General features: G+C 64.5%; 18 protein-coding genes and 1 other RNA gene. 8 read left to right on the forward strand and 11 right to left on the reverse strand.

What is annotated here, in order from left to right:
- Position 1: 1 nt before the first annotated feature.
- A complete protein-coding gene (locus DQW77_RS11840; RefSeq protein ID WP_113258433.1) occupies positions 2–1,444 on the reverse strand; it encodes an aldehyde dehydrogenase family protein in 1,443 nt (480 codons plus the stop codon).
- Positions 1,445–1,578: 134 nt separating this feature from the next.
- Here DQW77_RS11840 and DQW77_RS11845 point away from each other — a divergent pair, with 134 nt between their 5' ends.
- The 3 genes from DQW77_RS11845 (at position 1,579) to DQW77_RS11855 (ending at position 4,280) form a co-directional block, all read left to right on the forward strand.
- On the forward strand, positions 1,579–2,232 hold the full coding sequence (locus DQW77_RS11845) for a peroxiredoxin (RefSeq protein WP_113258434.1): 654 nt from the start codon (positions 1,579–1,581) through the stop codon (positions 2,230–2,232).
- 261 nt (positions 2,233–2,493) lie between these two features.
- Entirely contained in the window at positions 2,494–3,537 is a 1,044-nt protein-coding gene (locus DQW77_RS11850) for a succinylglutamate desuccinylase/aspartoacylase family protein (RefSeq protein ID WP_113258457.1), read from the forward strand.
- A gap of 35 nt (positions 3,538–3,572) precedes the next feature.
- Complete coding sequence (locus tag DQW77_RS11855) at positions 3,573–4,280, forward strand: hypothetical protein (protein ID WP_113258435.1); 708 nt, start codon at positions 3,573–3,575, stop codon at positions 4,278–4,280.
- 7 nt (positions 4,281–4,287) lie between these two features.
- Here DQW77_RS11855 and DQW77_RS11860 read toward each other — a convergent pair whose 3' ends face one another.
- The 4 genes from DQW77_RS11860 to rpsU all read right to left on the reverse strand — a co-directional run bounded on the left by DQW77_RS11860 (position 4,288) and on the right by rpsU (position 6,961).
- A complete protein-coding gene (locus tag DQW77_RS11860) occupies positions 4,288–4,971 on the reverse strand; it encodes a hypothetical protein (RefSeq protein WP_113258436.1) in 684 nt (227 codons plus the stop codon).
- 60 nt (positions 4,972–5,031) lie between these two features.
- A complete protein-coding gene (locus DQW77_RS11865; RefSeq protein ID WP_113258437.1) occupies positions 5,032–5,742 on the reverse strand; it encodes a hypothetical protein in 711 nt (236 codons plus the stop codon).
- Positions 5,743–5,858: 116 nt separating this feature from the next.
- Positions 5,859–6,521, reverse strand: a complete 663-nt coding sequence (locus tag DQW77_RS11870; RefSeq protein ID WP_113258438.1) for a hypothetical protein — start codon at positions 6,519–6,521, stop codon at positions 5,859–5,861.
- A 233-nt stretch (positions 6,522–6,754) separates the two neighbouring features.
- Positions 6,755–6,961 (reverse strand): 30S ribosomal protein S21, encoded by a 207-nt coding sequence (gene rpsU / locus DQW77_RS11875; RefSeq protein WP_005614280.1) that lies wholly within the window; start codon positions 6,959–6,961, stop codon positions 6,755–6,757.
- A 111-nt stretch (positions 6,962–7,072) separates the two neighbouring features.
- Here rpsU and DQW77_RS11880 point away from each other — a divergent pair, with 111 nt between their 5' ends.
- From DQW77_RS11880 to DQW77_RS11895, 4 genes are all read left to right on the forward strand, one after another.
- Positions 7,073–7,774 (forward strand): COQ9 family protein, encoded by a 702-nt coding sequence (locus DQW77_RS11880; protein ID WP_113258439.1) that lies wholly within the window; start codon positions 7,073–7,075, stop codon positions 7,772–7,774.
- The gene (locus DQW77_RS11885; RefSeq protein WP_113258458.1) at positions 7,774–8,766 is read left to right on the forward strand and encodes an NAD(P)H-quinone oxidoreductase; all 993 of its coding nucleotides are present in this window, start codon (positions 7,774–7,776) and stop codon (positions 8,764–8,766) included. Before DQW77_RS11880 ends, DQW77_RS11885 begins: the two co-directional genes overlap by 1 nt.
- 226 nt (positions 8,767–8,992) lie before the next feature.
- The gene (locus DQW77_RS11890; protein WP_113258440.1) at positions 8,993–10,186 is read left to right on the forward strand and encodes an exo-alpha-sialidase; all 1,194 of its coding nucleotides are present in this window, start codon (positions 8,993–8,995) and stop codon (positions 10,184–10,186) included.
- Positions 10,183–10,734, forward strand: coding sequence for a hypothetical protein (locus DQW77_RS11895; RefSeq protein WP_113258441.1), 552 nt, complete (start codon positions 10,183–10,185; stop codon positions 10,732–10,734). The genes DQW77_RS11890 and DQW77_RS11895 overlap by 4 nt, the downstream gene beginning before the upstream one ends.
- 79 nt (positions 10,735–10,813) lie before the next feature.
- Here the strand turns inward: DQW77_RS11895 and DQW77_RS11900 are convergent, their stop codons facing one another.
- Positions 10,814–11,458: a ribonuclease T2 gene (locus DQW77_RS11900; protein WP_258523845.1), complete on the reverse strand. Its 645-nt coding sequence runs from the start codon at positions 11,456–11,458 to the stop codon at positions 10,814–10,816.
- Between the two features lie 120 nt (positions 11,459–11,578).
- On the opposite strand from DQW77_RS11900, the gene DQW77_RS11905 reads away from it, so the two are divergent.
- Positions 11,579–12,349 (forward strand): DUF1013 domain-containing protein, encoded by a 771-nt coding sequence (locus DQW77_RS11905; RefSeq protein WP_113258443.1) that lies wholly within the window; start codon positions 11,579–11,581, stop codon positions 12,347–12,349.
- A gap of 39 nt (positions 12,350–12,388) precedes the next feature.
- Here the strand turns inward: DQW77_RS11905 and recR are convergent, their stop codons facing one another.
- From recR to DQW77_RS11930, 5 genes are all read right to left on the reverse strand, one after another.
- On the reverse strand, positions 12,389–12,982 hold the full coding sequence (recR, locus tag DQW77_RS11910; protein WP_113258444.1) for a recombination mediator RecR: 594 nt from the start codon (positions 12,980–12,982) through the stop codon (positions 12,389–12,391).
- Between the two features lie 13 nt (positions 12,983–12,995).
- Entirely contained in the window at positions 12,996–13,340 is a 345-nt protein-coding gene (locus DQW77_RS11915) for a YbaB/EbfC family nucleoid-associated protein (protein WP_113258459.1), read from the reverse strand.
- A 113-nt stretch (positions 13,341–13,453) separates the two neighbouring features.
- Positions 13,454–15,223: a DNA polymerase III subunit gamma/tau gene (locus DQW77_RS11920; protein WP_113258445.1), complete on the reverse strand. Its 1,770-nt coding sequence runs from the start codon at positions 15,221–15,223 to the stop codon at positions 13,454–13,456.
- Positions 15,224–15,381: 158 nt separating this feature from the next.
- Positions 15,382–15,480, reverse strand: an RNA gene (gene ffs / locus DQW77_RS11925) — signal recognition particle sRNA small type.
- Positions 15,481–15,489: 9 nt separating this feature from the next.
- The gene (locus DQW77_RS11930; protein ID WP_113258446.1) at positions 15,490–17,289 is read right to left on the reverse strand and encodes a bifunctional 2',3'-cyclic-nucleotide 2'-phosphodiesterase/3'-nucleotidase; all 1,800 of its coding nucleotides are present in this window, start codon (positions 17,287–17,289) and stop codon (positions 15,490–15,492) included.
- Positions 17,290–17,367: the final 78 nt, after the last annotated feature.

The raw sequence follows: 17,367 nt of genomic DNA on the forward strand, positions 1-17,367 counted from the left end.
TTTAGGCGTTGTCCGTCCAGCCCGAGACGGCCTTGACCTCGAGGAAATCCTCGATTCCCCAATGGCCGCCCTCGCGGCCGTTGCCGGATTGTTTCATGCCGCCGAAGGGGGCGCCGGCGCCGCGGGGCTTGCCGTTCATCTCGACCATGCCGGAGCGCAGGGCGCGGGCCACGCGGTTGGCGCGCGCGCCGTCGGCCGTCTGGACGTAGTTGGTCAGGCCATAGGGCGTGTCATTGGCGATGGCGATGCCGTCGTCTTCGGTGTCGAAGGGCATGATCGACAGGACGGGGCCGAAAATCTCCTCGCGGGCGATGGTCATGTCGTTGGTGACATCGGCAAAGACCGTGGGCCTGACGTAATAACCGCGGTTCAGACCGTCGGGACGTCCGGGGCCGCCGGCCACCAGGCGTGCCCCTTCGTCGATGCCGGTCTGTATCAGATCCTGTATCTTGTCGAACTGGACCTGGTTCACCACCGGCCCCATATGGCGGCCCTCTTCATGGCTCGAGCCGACCTCGACGCCGTTCGCGATCTCGGCGGCGGCCTCCACGGTCCGGTCATAAATGTCGCGCTGCACCAGCATCCGGGTGGGCGCGTTGCAGGACTGACCGGAGTTGTTCATGCAGTGCAGGACGCCGCGCTTCACGGCCTTCTCGTCGGCATCCGCGAAGATGAGGTTGGCGCCTTTCCCGCCCAGTTCGAGGCTGACGCGCTTGAGCGTGTCGGCGGCGGTTTTCGAGATCAGCCGCCCGGCCCGCGCCGAGCCGGTGAAGCTGATCATGTCCACGTCCCCGTGCGCCGAAAGCTGGCTGCCCACACCTGCGCCGTCGCCGTTCACGAGGTTGAAGACGCCCGGCGGAAAACCCGCCTCGTCCATCATCTCGGCAAAGAGCACCGCATCGAGCGGCGATTCCTCGGAGGGCTTGAGGACCATCGTGCAGCCGGCGACAAGCGCGGCGATAACCTTGAGCGTGATCTGGTTCATCGGCCAGTTCCACGGGGTGATCATGCCCACCACGCCCACGGGTTCGAGGATGATCCGTGTGTCGCGGTCGTCCTCGCGCAGGGGTCGGGAGAATTCGAATTCCTGCCCGGCCTTCAGGAACGCCTTCATGTGACCGATCCCGGCGGGAGCCTGTTGCTGGCGGGCAAGGTCGATGGGTGCGCCCATTTCAAGGCTGATGGCCTGTGCCATCTCCTCGGTGCGGGCCTTGTAGATTTCGTAGAGCTTCTCGACCAGTGCCATGCGCTCGGCCGGGGGGGTGGCCATCCAGCCGGGAAAAGCGGCCCGGGCGGCGGCGACGGCGGCGTCGGTATCGGCTTGACCGCCAAGGCTGATCACCGCGCAGGACTCTTCGCTGGACGGGTCTATGACCGGATGATCACGTCCGTCGCGCGGGTCGCACCAGGTGCCACCGATATAGAATTGCCGTTTCTCGATCATGGTTGACCTCCGTGAATTTGGCGTCACTCTGTCAGGGGATCGCGGGGGCTGCAAGCAGCATCGGTCCCGGCCAGTCTCCAATATTGATCAGGTTCCATACCGCTCGTAAACACTCCTCAGGAAAGGATGCAGCCATGGCTTTGCGCATAAACGACACCATTCCCGATCTCACCGTCGAAACGGATCAGGGCACCTTTTCCCTGCATGAATGGATTGGTGACAGTTGGGCGATCCTGTTTTCCCACCCAAAGGACTTCACGCCCGTTTGCACCACCGAGTTCGGCGCCGTGGCGCGCCTGTCGGCGGAATGGGAAAAGCGCGGCACCAAGGTGATCGGCGTTTCCGTTGACGGGGTCGAGGATCACCGCAAATGGAAAGGCGATATCGAGGCCGTGGGTGGCGTGCCGGCGGGCTTTCCGATCATCGCGGACCCCGATCTCGAGCTGTCCAAGGCGTTCGACATGCTGCCGGCCGAAGCGTACCTTCCCGAGGGCCGCACACCTGCCGACAGCGCCACGGTGCGCAGCGTGTTCATCATCGGACCGGACAAGCAACTCAAGTTGATGATGACCTATCCGATGACGGTGGGCCGCAATTTCGCCGAAGTCCTGCGCGCGCTGGATGCCGTCCAGACCGCCGCAGGGCAGGGCGTGGCGACCCCCGCCGACTGGATCATGGGCGAGGACGTGATCATCCCGGCCACCCTCAGCGACGAGGACGCGCGCGCCAAGTTCGGGGACTTCGAGACGGTGCTGCCCTACCTGCGCAAGACCCGCATGCCGGGCTGATCCTCCCGGCGTTTCCGCGCGGGTCTGCCAGCGCCGTGCCATCCCGGAAGGACTGGCGCGTCCGGCACGGGGAGACGCGGCGACAGGCGCCGGCGAGAGGGGGCGCGAGCCGCGGGGACGCCCGGGGCACGGCGCCGCGGATGCCGCTTTTCGAGCGGCAAGGATGCCGTGTGCCGGGGCCAAGGGGCATCGGACGTGGCGGTGATGGACAGCAGGCTTCTTTTTGCGTATCGCGAAGGTCGGGCGACGGGCGAGGATGGCATGGCAACGGGCAAGACGAGAAAACCCTTTCAAATCGGCGGATACGAAATCGCGCCCGGCACGCGTCAGACCGTCGATATCCCGGTAAGCCGTCTGTCCGACCACACGCCGGTTCATCTGTCGGTGCATGTGGTGCACGGGCGCAAGCCCGGCCCGGTGATGTTCGTTTCCGCGGCCATCCACGGTGACGAGGTGATCGGGGTGGAGATCGTGCGCCGCCTGCTCAAGGCCGGGGCGCTGAAGACCATGGCGGGTACCCTGCTGGCGGTGCCGATCGTCAACACCTTCGGGTTTCTAAACCACTCGCGCTACCTACCGGACCGGCGCGATCTGAACCGCTGCTTTCCAGGGTTGAGCCAGGGGTCGATGGCCTCGCGGCTGGGGCATATCTTCATGACCGAAGTGGTCGGGCGGTCGGATGTGGGTGTCGATCTGCATTCGGCCTCCAACAACCGCACCAACCTGCCGCAACTCCGTCTTACACCCGGAAATGACCGGCTTGCCGAATTGGCGAATGCTTTTGGCGCGCCGGTGATCATGCGCTCGAAACTGCGCGAGGGGTCGTTGCGCATGGCCGCCGAGGAGTCGGGGGTCGATGTGCTGCTTTACGAGGGCGGTGCCGCGCTTCGGTTTGACGAACTGGCCGCGCGCGCCGGTGTGTCGGGCATCCTGCGGGTGATGAAGCACCTGCGCATGATCCCCGGGAAAGGGGTTCCGAAGATACGCCACAAGCCGGTCATGGTTGGCGATTCGAGCTGGTACCGCGCACCGGCCGGCGGGCTGCTGCGGGGATACGTGGCCGATGGTGACATGGTCGAGCCGGGTACCGTGCTGGGCGCCATTTCCGACCCGTTCGGAGAGGTCGAGACCGAGGTCGTCGCGGATGTCACCGGTATCCTCGTCGGCCGTACTCACATGCCCGTGGTTTACGAGGGCGACGCCTTGTTCCATGTCGCGGAAACCGCGCGTGGGGATGCTGCGGTGCAGGGTGTCAGCGCGCATCTTGCCGCGGCCCCGCTGTTCGATGAAGACGAGATCATCTGACCGGCAAGGCATGATCCTTTTCCAGGAGGCGCGGGATGCGGCGGACCACGGACATCAACGATCTGGCTTTCGGCGTCATCCGGGCGCGGATGCGGCTGCATTTCATGGTGACCCCGAAAGGTGACCGGCATGCGGTCAAGTATTTCGTCATCGGCCATCCGCGGAACGGGACGACGGCGCTTCACAAACTGTTCGAGGTCAATGGCATCCGCAGCTTCCACGATTCGAGCGACTGGCGGACCGGTCGCTTCGACGCCTTTTCGGATTTCGGTCAGGTGCGCCCGGTCGCGGCCTTCGACCGCGTTTACCCCAATGCCGTTTTCATCCTCAACTTCCGCCCCTTGCGGAAATACCTGATCAGCATCGCCACGCATCATCAGAAGGTCTTCACCGTTCAGAATTTCATCAACGAGATCTGGCGGCGGGCGGACTACTTCGCCTGGGTGTTGCGACATTTCCGCGGCCGGGACGATTTCATCGCGGTGAACATCGAAGCACCCGGCGCGCTGCAGGCGGTGGCGGATTTCTGTGGACTGACCACCGCGGAGTTGCCCGGCGGACCGGTGCAGAATGCCTCGAACCGGCCACGCCTGCCGCAGAATGGGGTCAACATAGATGCGGCGCTCAGGGCGCTCGGGCTGACGGAAGAGGCGGATCGTGGCTGCCTTGTCTCGTCGCTCCATGCGGAGGCTGAACGCAAGGACCTTCTGGCGGCGCGCGACAGTATCCGATTCGTGGAATGACAGTGCGTCAGGTTACGCGGTCGGCATTGCGCGGCTGCAGGAAGATCGAGATGGTCAGAAGACTGAAGACGAACTCGTAACTTTCCCATTTGTGCGTCAACTGAACGGATGCGACGACGATGGTGGCTACCAGCGTCAGCACCGCGTGGCGTGTATCGGCCACAGGGATCGCGAGCCGGTCCACGAGACGGCTCAGGAAGGCGATGCGGGAATAAAGCAGCGGGAGGATCAGCAGGTAAAGGAGAATCACGACCGTCAGGGCGCTTCCGAAAAGCGTCTTGACCAGTTTCACGTCCCCCACGACAAGGTTGTGCAGGTTGGTTTCCTGCTGGGCGTTGTGTTCAAGAAAGAATTCCCCCGCCTCCCAGTTGAAAATCCGGTATCCCCAGGAGATCTCCTCGCCAGCCGCGAAGAAGAACGCCAGGGCGTAGATCCCGGTCAGGACCGCCGCCAAGGCCCCGCGCCGGGCGCGCAGTACCGCCGCGTTGCGGATCAGCACGATCGACGAGAAAAGCAGGCAGATCGCCGTCCCCCATTCCACCGGGCCGTCCTCGGTCGCGAAGCCCAGGCGGAATTCCTCGTGCATTCCCGTCACATAGTAGATCACCGTGAATGCAAGCGTGGTGTATGCGGCACCGAACAGGAGCGAATCGGCGTGGCTGAGGCCGGAGCGTTCATTGAGGCGGAGCATGGCCGGACCCTTTTCTACAGCGTCGGTTCAACAGGCGGTTACAGCAAGCGCCGACCCGCATCAAGCGCGCGGAGGCATGGCCTTTTGTGATGAGGGCGCCACCCCGGGCGCGGGCCTGAAAACACGTGCATTCTTCGGCAACAGAAAGATGGACAGCGCCAGCAGCGCAAAGACCAATTCGTAGATTTCCCATTGGCGCTGCAGGTCGACAGCGGCTTCTGCGACCGAAGCAAGCAACGCGAGAGCGGCATGATGGAGATGTGGCACCGGGACAGCGAACATTTCGGTCAACCGCTGCACGAAGGCCAGAGCCGGATGCAGGACCGGCAGGACCACGAGATAAGACAACAGCACGAGCGTCAGGACATGGCCGAAGAGAAACTGCACCAGCTTGACCTCGCCGATCTTGAGGTTGTGGAGGTTGGTTTCGGCGCGGTTGCTGTTTTCCGTGAAGAACGCGCCCGCTTCCCAGCCGAAGATTCGCTGTCCCCAGGAAATCTCCTCTCCAGCCGCGAACAGGAACGCGCAGGCGTAAAGGCCCAGCAGCAGGGCCGCCAAGCGGCGACCGCCCGCGCGGCGGACTGCAATGGCCTGACGCGCGAGCACGAAGGCACAGGCGCAGAGGCACAGGAAGGTGAGCCATTCCACCGGCCCGTCCTCGGCGGCGTAGGTCTGATGAAAGAAAGGGGTCCTGAGCGCGTGAAAGACCGGCAAAGTTGCCGCGGCCAGAAAAGCCAGAAGGAGCAGGACAATATTCAGTTTTTCGTTCATCAGGCGAAATGTGCCCCTGTCATCAATCCGTTACATTACAACGGGACGGGACCGGCGGCAAGCTGGTGGCTGCGGACAGCATTCACGCTTTCGGTGGCTGGAGTGTCCCCGCGCTGTCAGCGGAGAGACGCGTCGTTGCGGGGCGAAACGAAAATCGACACCGCCAGCAGACTGAACACCAGTTCGTAGACTTCCCATTGTCGCTGGATGTCGATGGCGCCGATGACGATACTGGCAAGAATGGCCATCACGGCGTGCCGCCACCCGGGAACCGGTACCACGAGCCGGTCGGCAAGGCGGGCAATGCGTGCGCTGCGCCGATGGAGCAGTGGAAGCGCCACCAGATAGAGCAGGATCATCAGAGTCAGGAAACCGCCGAACAGCGTCTTCGCCAATCGCACCTCGCCGATGGCGAGGTTGTGAAGGTTGGTTTCGTCCTGCGTATTGTGTTCTGCGAAGAATTCCCCGGTTTCCCAGTCGAAAATGCGTTGGCCCCATGACACCTCTTCGCCGCTGGCAACAAAGAACATCAGCGCGTAGATCGTCATCAGAACCACGAGGTATGGTCTGCCGCCGCGCCGAAGTGATACCGCGCGGCATGCCAGAACGCCGCTTGCCACAAGCAGAAAGAACGCGGTGGCGTATTCAACCGGTCCGTCCTCGGCGGCAAAGCTTGCCGAGAAATAGCCGGGATCGGTGACATAGAACCAGAGCGTCAAGACGAGCGCCAGAGCGGCCAGCGAAAGCAACAGGGCATCGACGAATTTGCGGGTGATCATGATAGAGGGGCCTGACGTAACCGTCCTGGAAGGTGCGTATCTTCACGACTCGAGGAATGGCGCACTATAAACGGACGTTTTTCGGCTTCAAGAGGTGAGGGCGGGAATGGCGGGCGCTTTTCGTCGGCGGCGCACCTTTCGGGAGGCGCCCCAAACCGCAGCTTCAAGACGACAAACCCCCGAAGCGGGCGCCCGGGGGTCGTCAGTTTCGTGTCGGAAAGTTCAGCCGACCCTCAGAGGAGCCCTTCGCGCTGCGCCTTCTTGCGCGCAAGCTTGCGGGCACGGCGGATGGCCTCGGCCTTCTCGCGCGCCTTCTTCTCGGAGGGTTTCTCGAAATGCTGCTTGAGCTTCATTTCGCGGAAAACGCCTTCGCGCTGCAGCTTTTTCTTCAGGGCGCGGAGCGCCTGATCGACATTGTTGTCGCGAACACTGACCTGCATGTGGTGTCACCACCTTCCTGGGTTAAAGTTGCAAGTGATTGCAGGAATTGGCCCTATAGCAAGAGCCGACCTACTTGTCTAGGGTGGACCCGACGCAATTTGGAGAGCGACATGACCGAACCCGACCCGCGCGCAGCGATCCTGGAGGCGGCAAAGCTGCATGTGCCTTTCGATGGCTGGAGCGACGTCACGCTAAGGGGCGCCGCCGCCGATGCACAGGTGGCACCGGCGATCGTCAGGGCGGTATTTCCGCGTGGCGCCGTCGACCTGGCCCTGGCCTTCCAAGAGGAGGGAGATCGCGCGATGCTGGCGCGGCTCGAGGCCGAGGACCTGGGCGCACTGCGGTTTCGCGATCGCATCGCGGCGGCGGTGCGGTTCCGCATCGAGGCCGCGGAGGATCGGGAGCTGGTACGGCGCGGCGCGGCGCTTTTCGCTCTGCCGCAGCATGCCGGCGATGGCGCGCGCGCTGTCTGGAATACCTGCGATCGAATATGGACAGCCCTGGGAGACAGGTCAGACGATGTCAACTGGTACACCAAACGCGCCACCCTTGCCGGTGTGTACAGTTCCACCGTTCTTTACTGGCTGGGCGATGAAAGCGAACACGCAACGGCGACCTGGGATTTCCTTGACCGCCGCATCGAGGACGTGATGCGTATCGAAACCGTGAAGGGAAAGGTCCGCGAAGATCCTGTCCTGAGCCGGGTGCTGGCCGGGCCAATGGCGCTGATGGGCCGTATCCGGGCGCCGCGCGGCCGTGCAGGGGAAGACATGCCGGGGCACTGGTCTGCCCCCGACCGGGGACTGGATTGATGGCAGGCACGATGCGCGCGATCGAAATCTCGAAGCCGGGTGGCCCGGAGGTGCTTCGCGAGGTGAAGCGCCCGGTGCCGGACGCGCACGCCGGCGAAGTGGTGATCAGGATCGCCTGGGCGGGTGTGAACCGCCCCGACGCCCTGCAACGGGCTGGCATGTATGCGCCGCCGCCCTCGGCGAGCGACCTGCCCGGGCTGGAGGCCGCGGGCGAGATCGTCGCGGTTGGCACAGGGGTGAGCGACCGGTCCGTCGGCGAGAGGGTTTGCGCCCTGCTGCCCGGCGGGGGCTATGCCGAATACGTGGCGACGCCGGCGGCGCACTGCCTGCCGGTGCCCGGCCCCATGGACCTGCGGCGGGCCGCCTGCCTGCCCGAGACCTTCTTCACGGTCTGGTCGAATGTCTTCGGACGTGGCGGCTTGCAGGGCGGTGAGCGTTTCCTGGTACATGGCGGATCCAGCGGCATCGGTACCACCGCGATACAGTTGGCGCGGGAATTCGGCGCGCGGGTCTTCACGACCGCCGGGTCCGCAGAGAAATGCGACGTCTGCCGTGACCTCGGCGCCGAACGCGCGATCAACTACCGGGAGGAGGATTTCGTTTCGGTGCTGCAAGAGGAGGGCGGCGCCGACCTGATTCTGGACATGGTCGGTGGAGATTACATCCCGCGCAACGTGAAATGCCTGGCGGATGACGGGCGCCTGGTGCAGATCGCCTTCCTGTCCGGTCCCAGGGCGGAACTGAATTTCGCGCAGGTCATGACCCGGCGTTTGACGATCACCGGCAGCACCCTGCGTCCACAGAGCGACCTGGCCAAGGCCCGGATCGCCGAAGGGCTGCGCGCCGATGTCTGGCCCCTGCTGGAGGCGGGCAAGGTGGCGCCGGTCATGGATTCGCAATTCCCGCTGGCCGCGGCGTCCGAGGCCCATGCGCGCATGGAAAGCAGTGACCATGTCGGCAAGATCGTCCTCGAGGTTTCGGGCGAAACCTGACCCCGCGCAAGACGGGACAGGCGATCCGAAGGCACATGACACCCGAAGTCGCACATGTCATAAACACGTTAAAATTCCTGGCCCGAAAGGGTGTGAATGGGGTGAGGATTTTGAAATCGTTTCCTGAAATGCGGCTTCCCGGAACCGGGCCATTTTCCTTGCCGGGCGTGTTCGCGGCCCCTGGTGTGCAAGATGAACCCGGTCTTGCCGTGACCGGCGGCGCCCCTTGATCGCCGCGATCGCGGATTCCGTCGGCCCGATCTCCCCGGTGATCCTGGCCGGTGTGATGAGTGTCGTGAGCCTTGGGTTGACCGGTTTCGCGATGCGGCGCGACATCAGGCTGGAGTGGCGTTTCGCCCCGACGGAACAGGAAGAGTCCACAAGCCCGCCGATCTTCGAAACGGTGTTCGATCACGCGCCTGCCGAGGGGGAGGCGCATTCACCCTCCGTCATTGTCGAGCCGGAGGGCTTTTCAATCATCTGGTTCCAGGGGTCGGAGGAGGCACAGGCCGATGTGGACATTCATCGGGCCGTCTTCACTCGCTCCAGGGGTTGCTGGCGTCACGCGCCGCCCACGCCCTTCATCACCCGCAAGTCCCTGAGCGACGCGTTCGACCCGCGGCAGCTTGTCGTCACGCTGGGCAACACGATCGAGAACGAGGCGGTGCCGGGGGGGTATTTCGCCACCGTCGTTTCCATCGGGGGCTGGGCGATGGCGTCGGTCGCGGATGTCCGCACCGGCAAGGCCGGGACGACCCCGGTGAAGGCCCGCAAGCTGAACCTGTCGCCGCTCTTCAATCGGTCGCATCTGGTGAAGTCGCCGATGGTGGCCTATGCCGACGGCAATCATGGTCTTCCCGCCTATTTCGAGATGAAAAGCGGCTACAGCATGCTGGTGCGCCTCGATCCCGAGGGGCGGGTGCGCGACATGCGGCGCTTGCCTGATGGCCGGAATGCCATACAGCCCATGATCGTGCCGCTTGATGAAAACCGCGCCGTGGCGCTGCTGCGCAATTTCGGTGGCGGATCGCGGCGGCTTCTGATCAGCGAGACAGCCGATGGCGGGCGCCACTGGTCCTCGGTCCTTGAAAGCGACCTGCCCAACCCGGATGCGCCGGTGGCGGCCCTGGGGCTGGGCGGAGGGCGCATTCTTCTGGTGTTCAACGACGACACCCGGCGCGGTGATATCCTCAGGCTTGCCGTTTCGGAGGATGGCGGGCGCAGCTGGCGCCGCATCTGCACGCTGGAGGAAGGGGATGGAACCCCGGCCGAGGCCGTGCGTTATCCGATGCTGCGCCGTCTGGCGGATGGTCAGATCGTGCTGACCTATTCCTTTGGCAACAAGCGGGGAATACGCGCCCACGTCTTCAACGCGGCATGGCTGGCCGCCCGGGAGCGGACGAGGGAGGGCGACGCATGACCGCGGGGCTGACGACGATCTGGCTTGGCCTCCTCCTGGCCTGGATACTCTGGGGCCTGGCCGCGCTGATCCTTCCCGGGCCAGCGGCCATCGCGGCCGCGGCATTGTCGAGCGCCGTCGCGGTCTGGGCATTTCGCGACACCCTGGTGCTGCGCGGGGTCGTGGCGGTGCTGGGATCGTTCCGGGTGGTTCTGGCATTTCTCGTCCTGCGTCACATGGTGACCGGCCTGGGGGTCGAGGTGATACCGTTCGGTACTGTTGAGCTGGTGGTTTTCGTGCTCGCCTACGGAGCGTTCCTTGCCACGGCGACGGGAACCCTGCCGGCGGACATCTACCGTCTGGGGTATGCGCCACTGCCGGTGGGGGTCATGGTTCTGGCGGTTTGTGGCTACGGGATGGTGCAGGGCAGTCTTTTCGCGCCGCTGGTGGCGGTGGCGGGGCAGGCGTTCTGGGCATTTCGGCTGGGCAGCAGCAACTGGTTCGATCATGTGCTGCATGCCAGCCTGATCCCGGTGGCGCTGGTGGTGCTTGCCGGGCGGTTGCTCTGAACGATGCGCCATCCGGCGTTGTCCGCACCCGAGTATTTGGAGAAAGATGAAGCCGGAAAAGCGGCAGGATCGGTGCCCGCTATCTCACCGGATCGAGGAGGGCGCTGCCGAGCCGGCAATCCGTCACCACATCGCGCCCGCAGGGCACCGGCTCCAGCTCTTTTGACAGGCAAAGCCGTGCTTCCTGGATGCGGCCCGCGCGGCAGGTGATGGTCAGCATGTCGGGTTTCCAGCCCGGATTGGCCTTGAGAAACGCCTGTTCGATCACCGCGGGGGCGACCCGGACCGGGCGGTCGAGCTTGCGGAACACAGCCGGCCGGGTCACCCGGGCGAAGGCTTGCCGTGCCAGTGCGTAGTAATCCGGTGCCGACAGACCGGTGCAGGTACCGTGCTTTTTCCACTGGTACCAGGCGAGGCCGGAGGAGCCCATCACGTCGGCCATGCCGGCGGTCAGGGCGCGCGTGGGCGGGCGCCGGGTGCCGCGGCAATGGGATGGCCAGCCGCGGTGGTATTGCGGCCACAGCCCGTGCAGGATCCAGCCCCGGCCGGCGCGGGCCGTGCATTGGGCCGCCCCGCGATCGTCCCCGTCCAGCGCGCACCATGTCGGAGACCAGCTGAGGCTGAGTACGTAATAGTCGAACTCACCCGCGCGCTCCCCCTCGGCGAGGGCGGCATTGGCGGCGAGGAGCAGGAGCAGCAGGAAACGCATGTTTTGGTCTTTCATTTTTCGCCGCCACGGACTATATACCGCCCAAGTTCCCCGACAACGGAAACCCGTCCCGGAAATGATCCGGGACCGCCCTTCAAGGCGGCGGGGAAGATATGCGTGAAGGAGACCCGGAACATGGTAAAACCGCTTATGGCCAAGGCCACCGCCGTCTGGCTGGTGGACAACACGACGATCAGTTTCAAGCAGATCGCCGATTTCGTCGGGATGCATGAACTCGAGATCCAGGGTATCGCCGACGGCGATGTGGCCGCCGGCGTGAAGGGGTTCGACCCGATCGCCAACAATCAGCTCACCCAGGACGAGATCAGCCGTGCCGAGAAGGATCCGCTGCACCAGCTCAGGCTCAAGCACAATCCTGCGGCGACCGGCGAGGAAAAGCGCCGCGGACCGCGTTACACGCCGTTGTCGAAGCGGCAGGATCGTCCGAACGCGATCCTTTGGCTGGTCAAGTTCCACCCCGAACTGGCCGATGCGCAGATTGCCCGGCTCGTGGGGACCACTAAACCGACGATCCAGTCGATACGCGAGCGCACCCACTGGAACATCTCCAACATGCAGCCGATAGACCCGGTGGCGCTTGGCCTTTGCAAGCAATCCGAGCTGGATGCCGCCGTGCAGAAAGCCGCGGCCAAGAAGGCCCGTGACGGCGAGAGCATCGGCGACGATGAGCGTCGTGCGTTGCTGAGCACCGAACAGAGCCTGGAAATGGAGGCAGAGCCCAAGTTTCCCACGGCCATCGAAGGGCTGGAGACGTTCAGCCTCAGCGGCGATGACGACGGGTCCGGCGACAAGACGGAGGACGGGGAGATCGACGCGGACAGCTTCTTCAACCTGCCCGAGACGGATGACGACGAAGACGATGAAGAGGATAATGGTGGTCGCTGATGACGGCGGCCACTCCGGGCCGTCCTGATCCGGGCAACCCTAGAGCCGTTTTCGCGCCGCAAGCGCGGCGCTGATGGTGCCGTCGTCAAGGTAGTCGAGCTCACCTCCGATGGGCACGCCCTGCGCCAGTGAGGTGAGGCTGACGCGATTTTCCAGTTGATCGGCTATGTAATGGGCGGTGGTTTGGCCGTCCACGGTGGCGTTGAGCGCCAGGATCACTTCGGAGATTTCCTCTGCACCGATCCGGTTCAGGAGTTGCGGAATCCGCAGGTCTTCGGGGCCCACCTGGTCGAGCGCACTGAGGGTGCCGCCAAGCACATGGTAGCGCCCCTTGAAGGCGCTGCCCCGCTCCATCGCCCAGAGATCCGCGACATCCTCGACCACGCAGATCTGCCCGTTCGCGCGTGCCGCATCGGTGCAGATATCGCAGACTTCGAGAGTGCCGACATTGCCGCAGCGCGCGCATTCGCGGGCCGTGTCGGCGACACGCTGCATCTGGCCGGCAAGCGGGGCGAGCTGCAGCTCACGCTTGCGGATAAGGTGCAGAACGGCGCGTCGGGCCGACCGCGGCCCCAGGCCCGGCAATTTTGCCATCATATCGATCAGGGCGTCGATGTCGCGCGTGCTGCTCATCCGCAGGGACGATTCAGAACGGCAGCTTCATGTCCTTGGGCAGGCCCATGCCCTCGGTGATCTTGCCCATTTCTTCCTGCGCTCGGTCGCTGGCCTTTTGCTGGGCATCCTTGATGGCGGCAAGGATCAGATCCTCCACCACTTCCTTGTCATCGCCGGAAAAGATCGACGGGTCGATATCGAGGCTCCTGAGTTCGCCCTTGCAGGTGGCCACCGCCCGGACAAGACCGGCGCCCGATTCACCCTCGACGGTCATCTGGTGCATTTCTTCCTGCAGCGCGGCCATCTTTTCCTGCATTTCCTGGGCAGCCTTCATCATCTTGCCCATGTCGCCCATCTGGCCCAGTCCCTTGAACATCGCGTGTCTCTCCTCGTTCGTTATGCTTGTCCGCCCCCGCGGCGTGGCGCCGGTCACGCCTGCTTTAACCATATCGGTGCGGCAAAGGCGACAGACAACCCGCCCCGGTGCGCTCAGTCCTCTTCAAACGGGTCCCATTCGTCCTCTACCTCGGGAAGCGCTTCGCTCTCGGCTTCGGCAAGCCGTGCCTCGGTTGTCTTGATGGTGCGGATTTCAGCCGTGGGGAAGGCCTCGAAGACGGCCTGAACAAGGGGGTGTTCCATTGCCTGCGCCTCAAGTGCGAGTCGTTCCGCGTCACGGGTTTCGGCGATCGTTTTGCCGCCGCCCTCGTTGACCAGGGTGACGGCCCAGCGATTACCGGTCCAGCGCTGCAGGGCAGCGCCCAGACGCTGTGCCAGATCGGGCGCGGCGCCATCGGCCGGGACGAATTCAATCCGCCCCGGAGCGTAGGCAGCCAGGCGCAAATGGTTTTCAACCTCTATAAGCAGCTTGGCGTCGCGGTTGGCGCGGATCAGAGCAACGACATCCCCGAACCCGGGGTAATGCGCCAGCGCCGGCTGTTCTTCCGCGGCCAGTGCCGTGGTTTGTCCGCCGGGGCCGTTGCCGCCGGGTGCCGCGCCGGAGGTGCGGGGTGCGCCGCCTTGCGTGTCCGGCCCCGTGACATCATCCCGACGTTCCGATGCAACCGCTCCGCCGCCTCCGCCGGGACCGGGAGAGGGCGGGGCGTCACGCAGTTTGCGTAGCAAATCCTCGGGCGTGGGAAGGTCCGCGACATGGGTGAGGCGGATCACCGCCATCTCGGCGGCCATCATCGCATTCGGGGCTTCGGCGACTTCTTCCAGCGCTTTCAGAAGCATTTGCCACATCCGCGTGAGAACCCGCATAGGCAGGGCCGCGGCCATCGATTGCCCGCGGCTCCGCTCGTCGGGGCCGATGGTGGGATCGGCAGCGGCCTCGGGCGTGATCTTGACCACCGAGATCCAGTGCGTGACCTCGGCCAGATCGCGCAGCACCGCCATCGGATCGGCGCCTTCGGCATATTGCGAGGCGAGCTCCGCGAGGGCGGCGGCGGCATCGCCCTTCATCACCATGTCGAACAGATCGAGGACGCGCCCGCGGTCCGCGAGGCCCAGCATCGCCCGAACCTGATCGACGGTGGTTTCGCCGGCGCCGTGGCTGATCGCCTGATCAAGAAGCGACGTGGCATCGCGTGCCGATCCCTCGGCGGCCCGGGTGATCAGCGCCAGCGCCTCGTCGCTGATTTCCGCAACCTCGGCTGCGGCGATACGCTTGAGCAGCGCGATCATCACTTCGGGTTCGATCCGTCGCAGGTCAAAGCGCTGGCAGCGGCTGAGCACCGTCACCGGAACCTTGCGGATTTCGGTTGTCGCGAAGATGAATTTCACATGTTCGGGCGGTTCCTCGAGCGTCTTCAACAAGGCGTTGAAGGCAGAGGCGCTGAGCATGTGGACTTCGTCGATTATGAAGATCTTGTAGCGGGCCGACGCGGCGCGGTAACTCACGGTCTCGATGATCGCGTCGCGGATGTTCTGCACCCCGGTGTTCGAGGCCGCGTCCATCTCCAGCACGTCGACATGCCGGCCTTCCATGATCGCGGTGCAGTGTTCGCATTCACCGCACGGATCGGTGGTGGGGCCGCCGGACCCGTCGGCGCCGGTACAGTTCATGCCCTTGGCGATGATCCGTGCGGTGGTTGTCTTGCCGGTCCCGCGGATACCGGTCAGGATGAAGGCCTGCGCGATCCGGTCGGCCCTGAAGGCATTGCGCAGGGTGCGTACCATCGCGTCCTGTCCGACAAGGTCGGCGAAGGTTTCGGGCCGATATTTGCGGGCAAGCACTTGGTAGGCTGGGCTGTCGGACATGCGGGCGCCTTCGGATTCGTCATCGCCAAACTAGGCTTTGGGCGTGACCGCGTCCACCGCGATCAGATGGAGGGAGGCCGAAACATCCTGCCGGGCCGTCAACCTGAAATCCGTCTGACCCGCGACGGCCGATTGCAAAGGGTTCGACGGCATGAGGGGGGTGAGAGGTTGGACAACGACCCAAGCGGGGCTCGTTACGGCTGCTTCCTTCCGGATCTGACCGGGTTGGCGAGGCGCTTGCCCGCGCCAACCTCTCAAGTGATCAGTTAATTGTCATTCCCGCGAGATGCAAGAGGGCCGTCAAATGGCAGGTGCAACCGGACGAACCCGCCGGAACCGCCACCAAGATCGGTCGCACCGAGGGCGGCAAGCTCTGCGGCATGCCGGCGAACCCCCGGTCCGGTCTCAAGTATTGCGCTGGCGCCGGGTTGTGATGCGAACGACCACGTGACGCCGGCGGGCGGCGCCACCTGGCTGCGCGACCGGATATGGCGCACCAGAACGTCGCGCACCTGCGTCTTTCCGGTATGGATGCGTTCCGTGTCCGGTAGATCGGGGTAACCGCCGCCGCCATAGGCCCGATAGCTGTTGGTGGCCAGTATGAACACATCCGACGCGCGGACCGGTTTGCCGGCATGGCGCAGGTCGCGGATACGCGTGGCGCCGGGCGAGGCCAAGGCGCCGCCAGGGGCGTGGCGGGCCGGTTGCGAAAGGTCGATCCGGTAGGTGAGGCCACTGATGACGTCGAAATCATGTGACGGCATTTCAGGATTCAGCAACGGCACGCCCCGGGCGTCGGGGCCGATACGGTTGAAACAGCTTGCGGCACGCTCCAGCCAGTCGCGAAGTAACGCGCCGGTTATCTGCAAGCCGCAAAGAGTGTTCGGAAAGATATAAAGATCAGCGGCATGGCGCAGCTTCAGCGGCCCTGCGGGAATATCGGTGTAATGGCCCGGTCCGCCGCGGCCGCCGGCCTTGAAGGGGGCGGTCGCCGACAGGATCGGAAGGTTCTCGTGCGCGGTCCCGCGCAGCAACTCCGCCATGGCCTCGTGCTGCGCTGCGTTCACAAGCCGTAGCGCGGCGCTGTCACCGACCATGGCAAGATAACTGTGCAGCGGCGCGGGGCTGTGGCCGATCGGGCGGCGGGTAAGCCTGAGTGTGGCAGCGTGCGTCTTGGTCAGGGCGCGGCTGATCTCGGCATCCGGGGCCGCCGCGATGCCGGTTTTCATGCTGGTGACCGGACGTGCTTCGCTCCGGTGGCCGGTTATGGTCCAGTGACCATGGTGCCGCCGCAGGGCAAGATCCAGGATGCCCAGGTGCGATCCACCGAAACCCGCCATGACCGCAGGGGTCCCGCTGAGCGTGCCGATGGCCGAATCGACGGCCCCCCCATCGGTGCCGGGTACCGTGGAGTCCGGAAAGATCTGATGACTGTGCCCTGCCAGAAGCGCGTCGACCCCCGGCACCGCGGCGATCTGAAGGGCCGCGTTTTCCATGAACGGATGCGCAGGGCCGGTGTCGATTCCGGTATGGGCAAGTGCGACAATCAGGTCGGCGCCCTCTTCACGGATGCGGGGCACAAGTTCGCGCGATGCCTTGACCATGTCCTCGCTGATCAACCGGTCCCCGAGATGCAGATGATCCCAGCTTGTGACCTGAGGTGGCACCAGACCGATGATACCTATGCGAATGGGATGCTTTTCACCGTCATGGCTGCGGATCATGCGGTCCAGCAGAAGGTATGGCGGAAGGAATCGACCGCAGGTCAGTTTCAGGTTTGCGCAGGTCACGGGATGGCGCGCGGCGCTCAGCATCCGGGTGAGCCAGGGCAACCCGAAATTGAACTCGTGATTGCCAAGGGTCGCGGCATCATAGGCCAGGCAATTCATCGCAAGTATGGCCGGATGCACCCCCGTCCAGCCGCTTTGCGGATCGGCGGTGATATCCGCCACGGGCGATCCTTGCAGCGCATCCCCGTAGCACGTCGGGAAAATGGGCTGCCGACGGGTTATGGCCCCGCGCGCAGCCCCCAGATAGCGCAGCGTGTGGCCATAACCGGGTCTCAGGTCTCAACAGTGGTTTTGCACAACCACACCGCTGAGGAGACCGGCTATGACCGCCACCCATTGTATCGCGCCGACCCT

The sequence above is a fragment of the Roseovarius sp. TE539 genome (genome assembly GCF_003298505.1).
GTDB lineage: Bacteria > Pseudomonadota > Alphaproteobacteria > Rhodobacterales > Rhodobacteraceae > Roseovarius.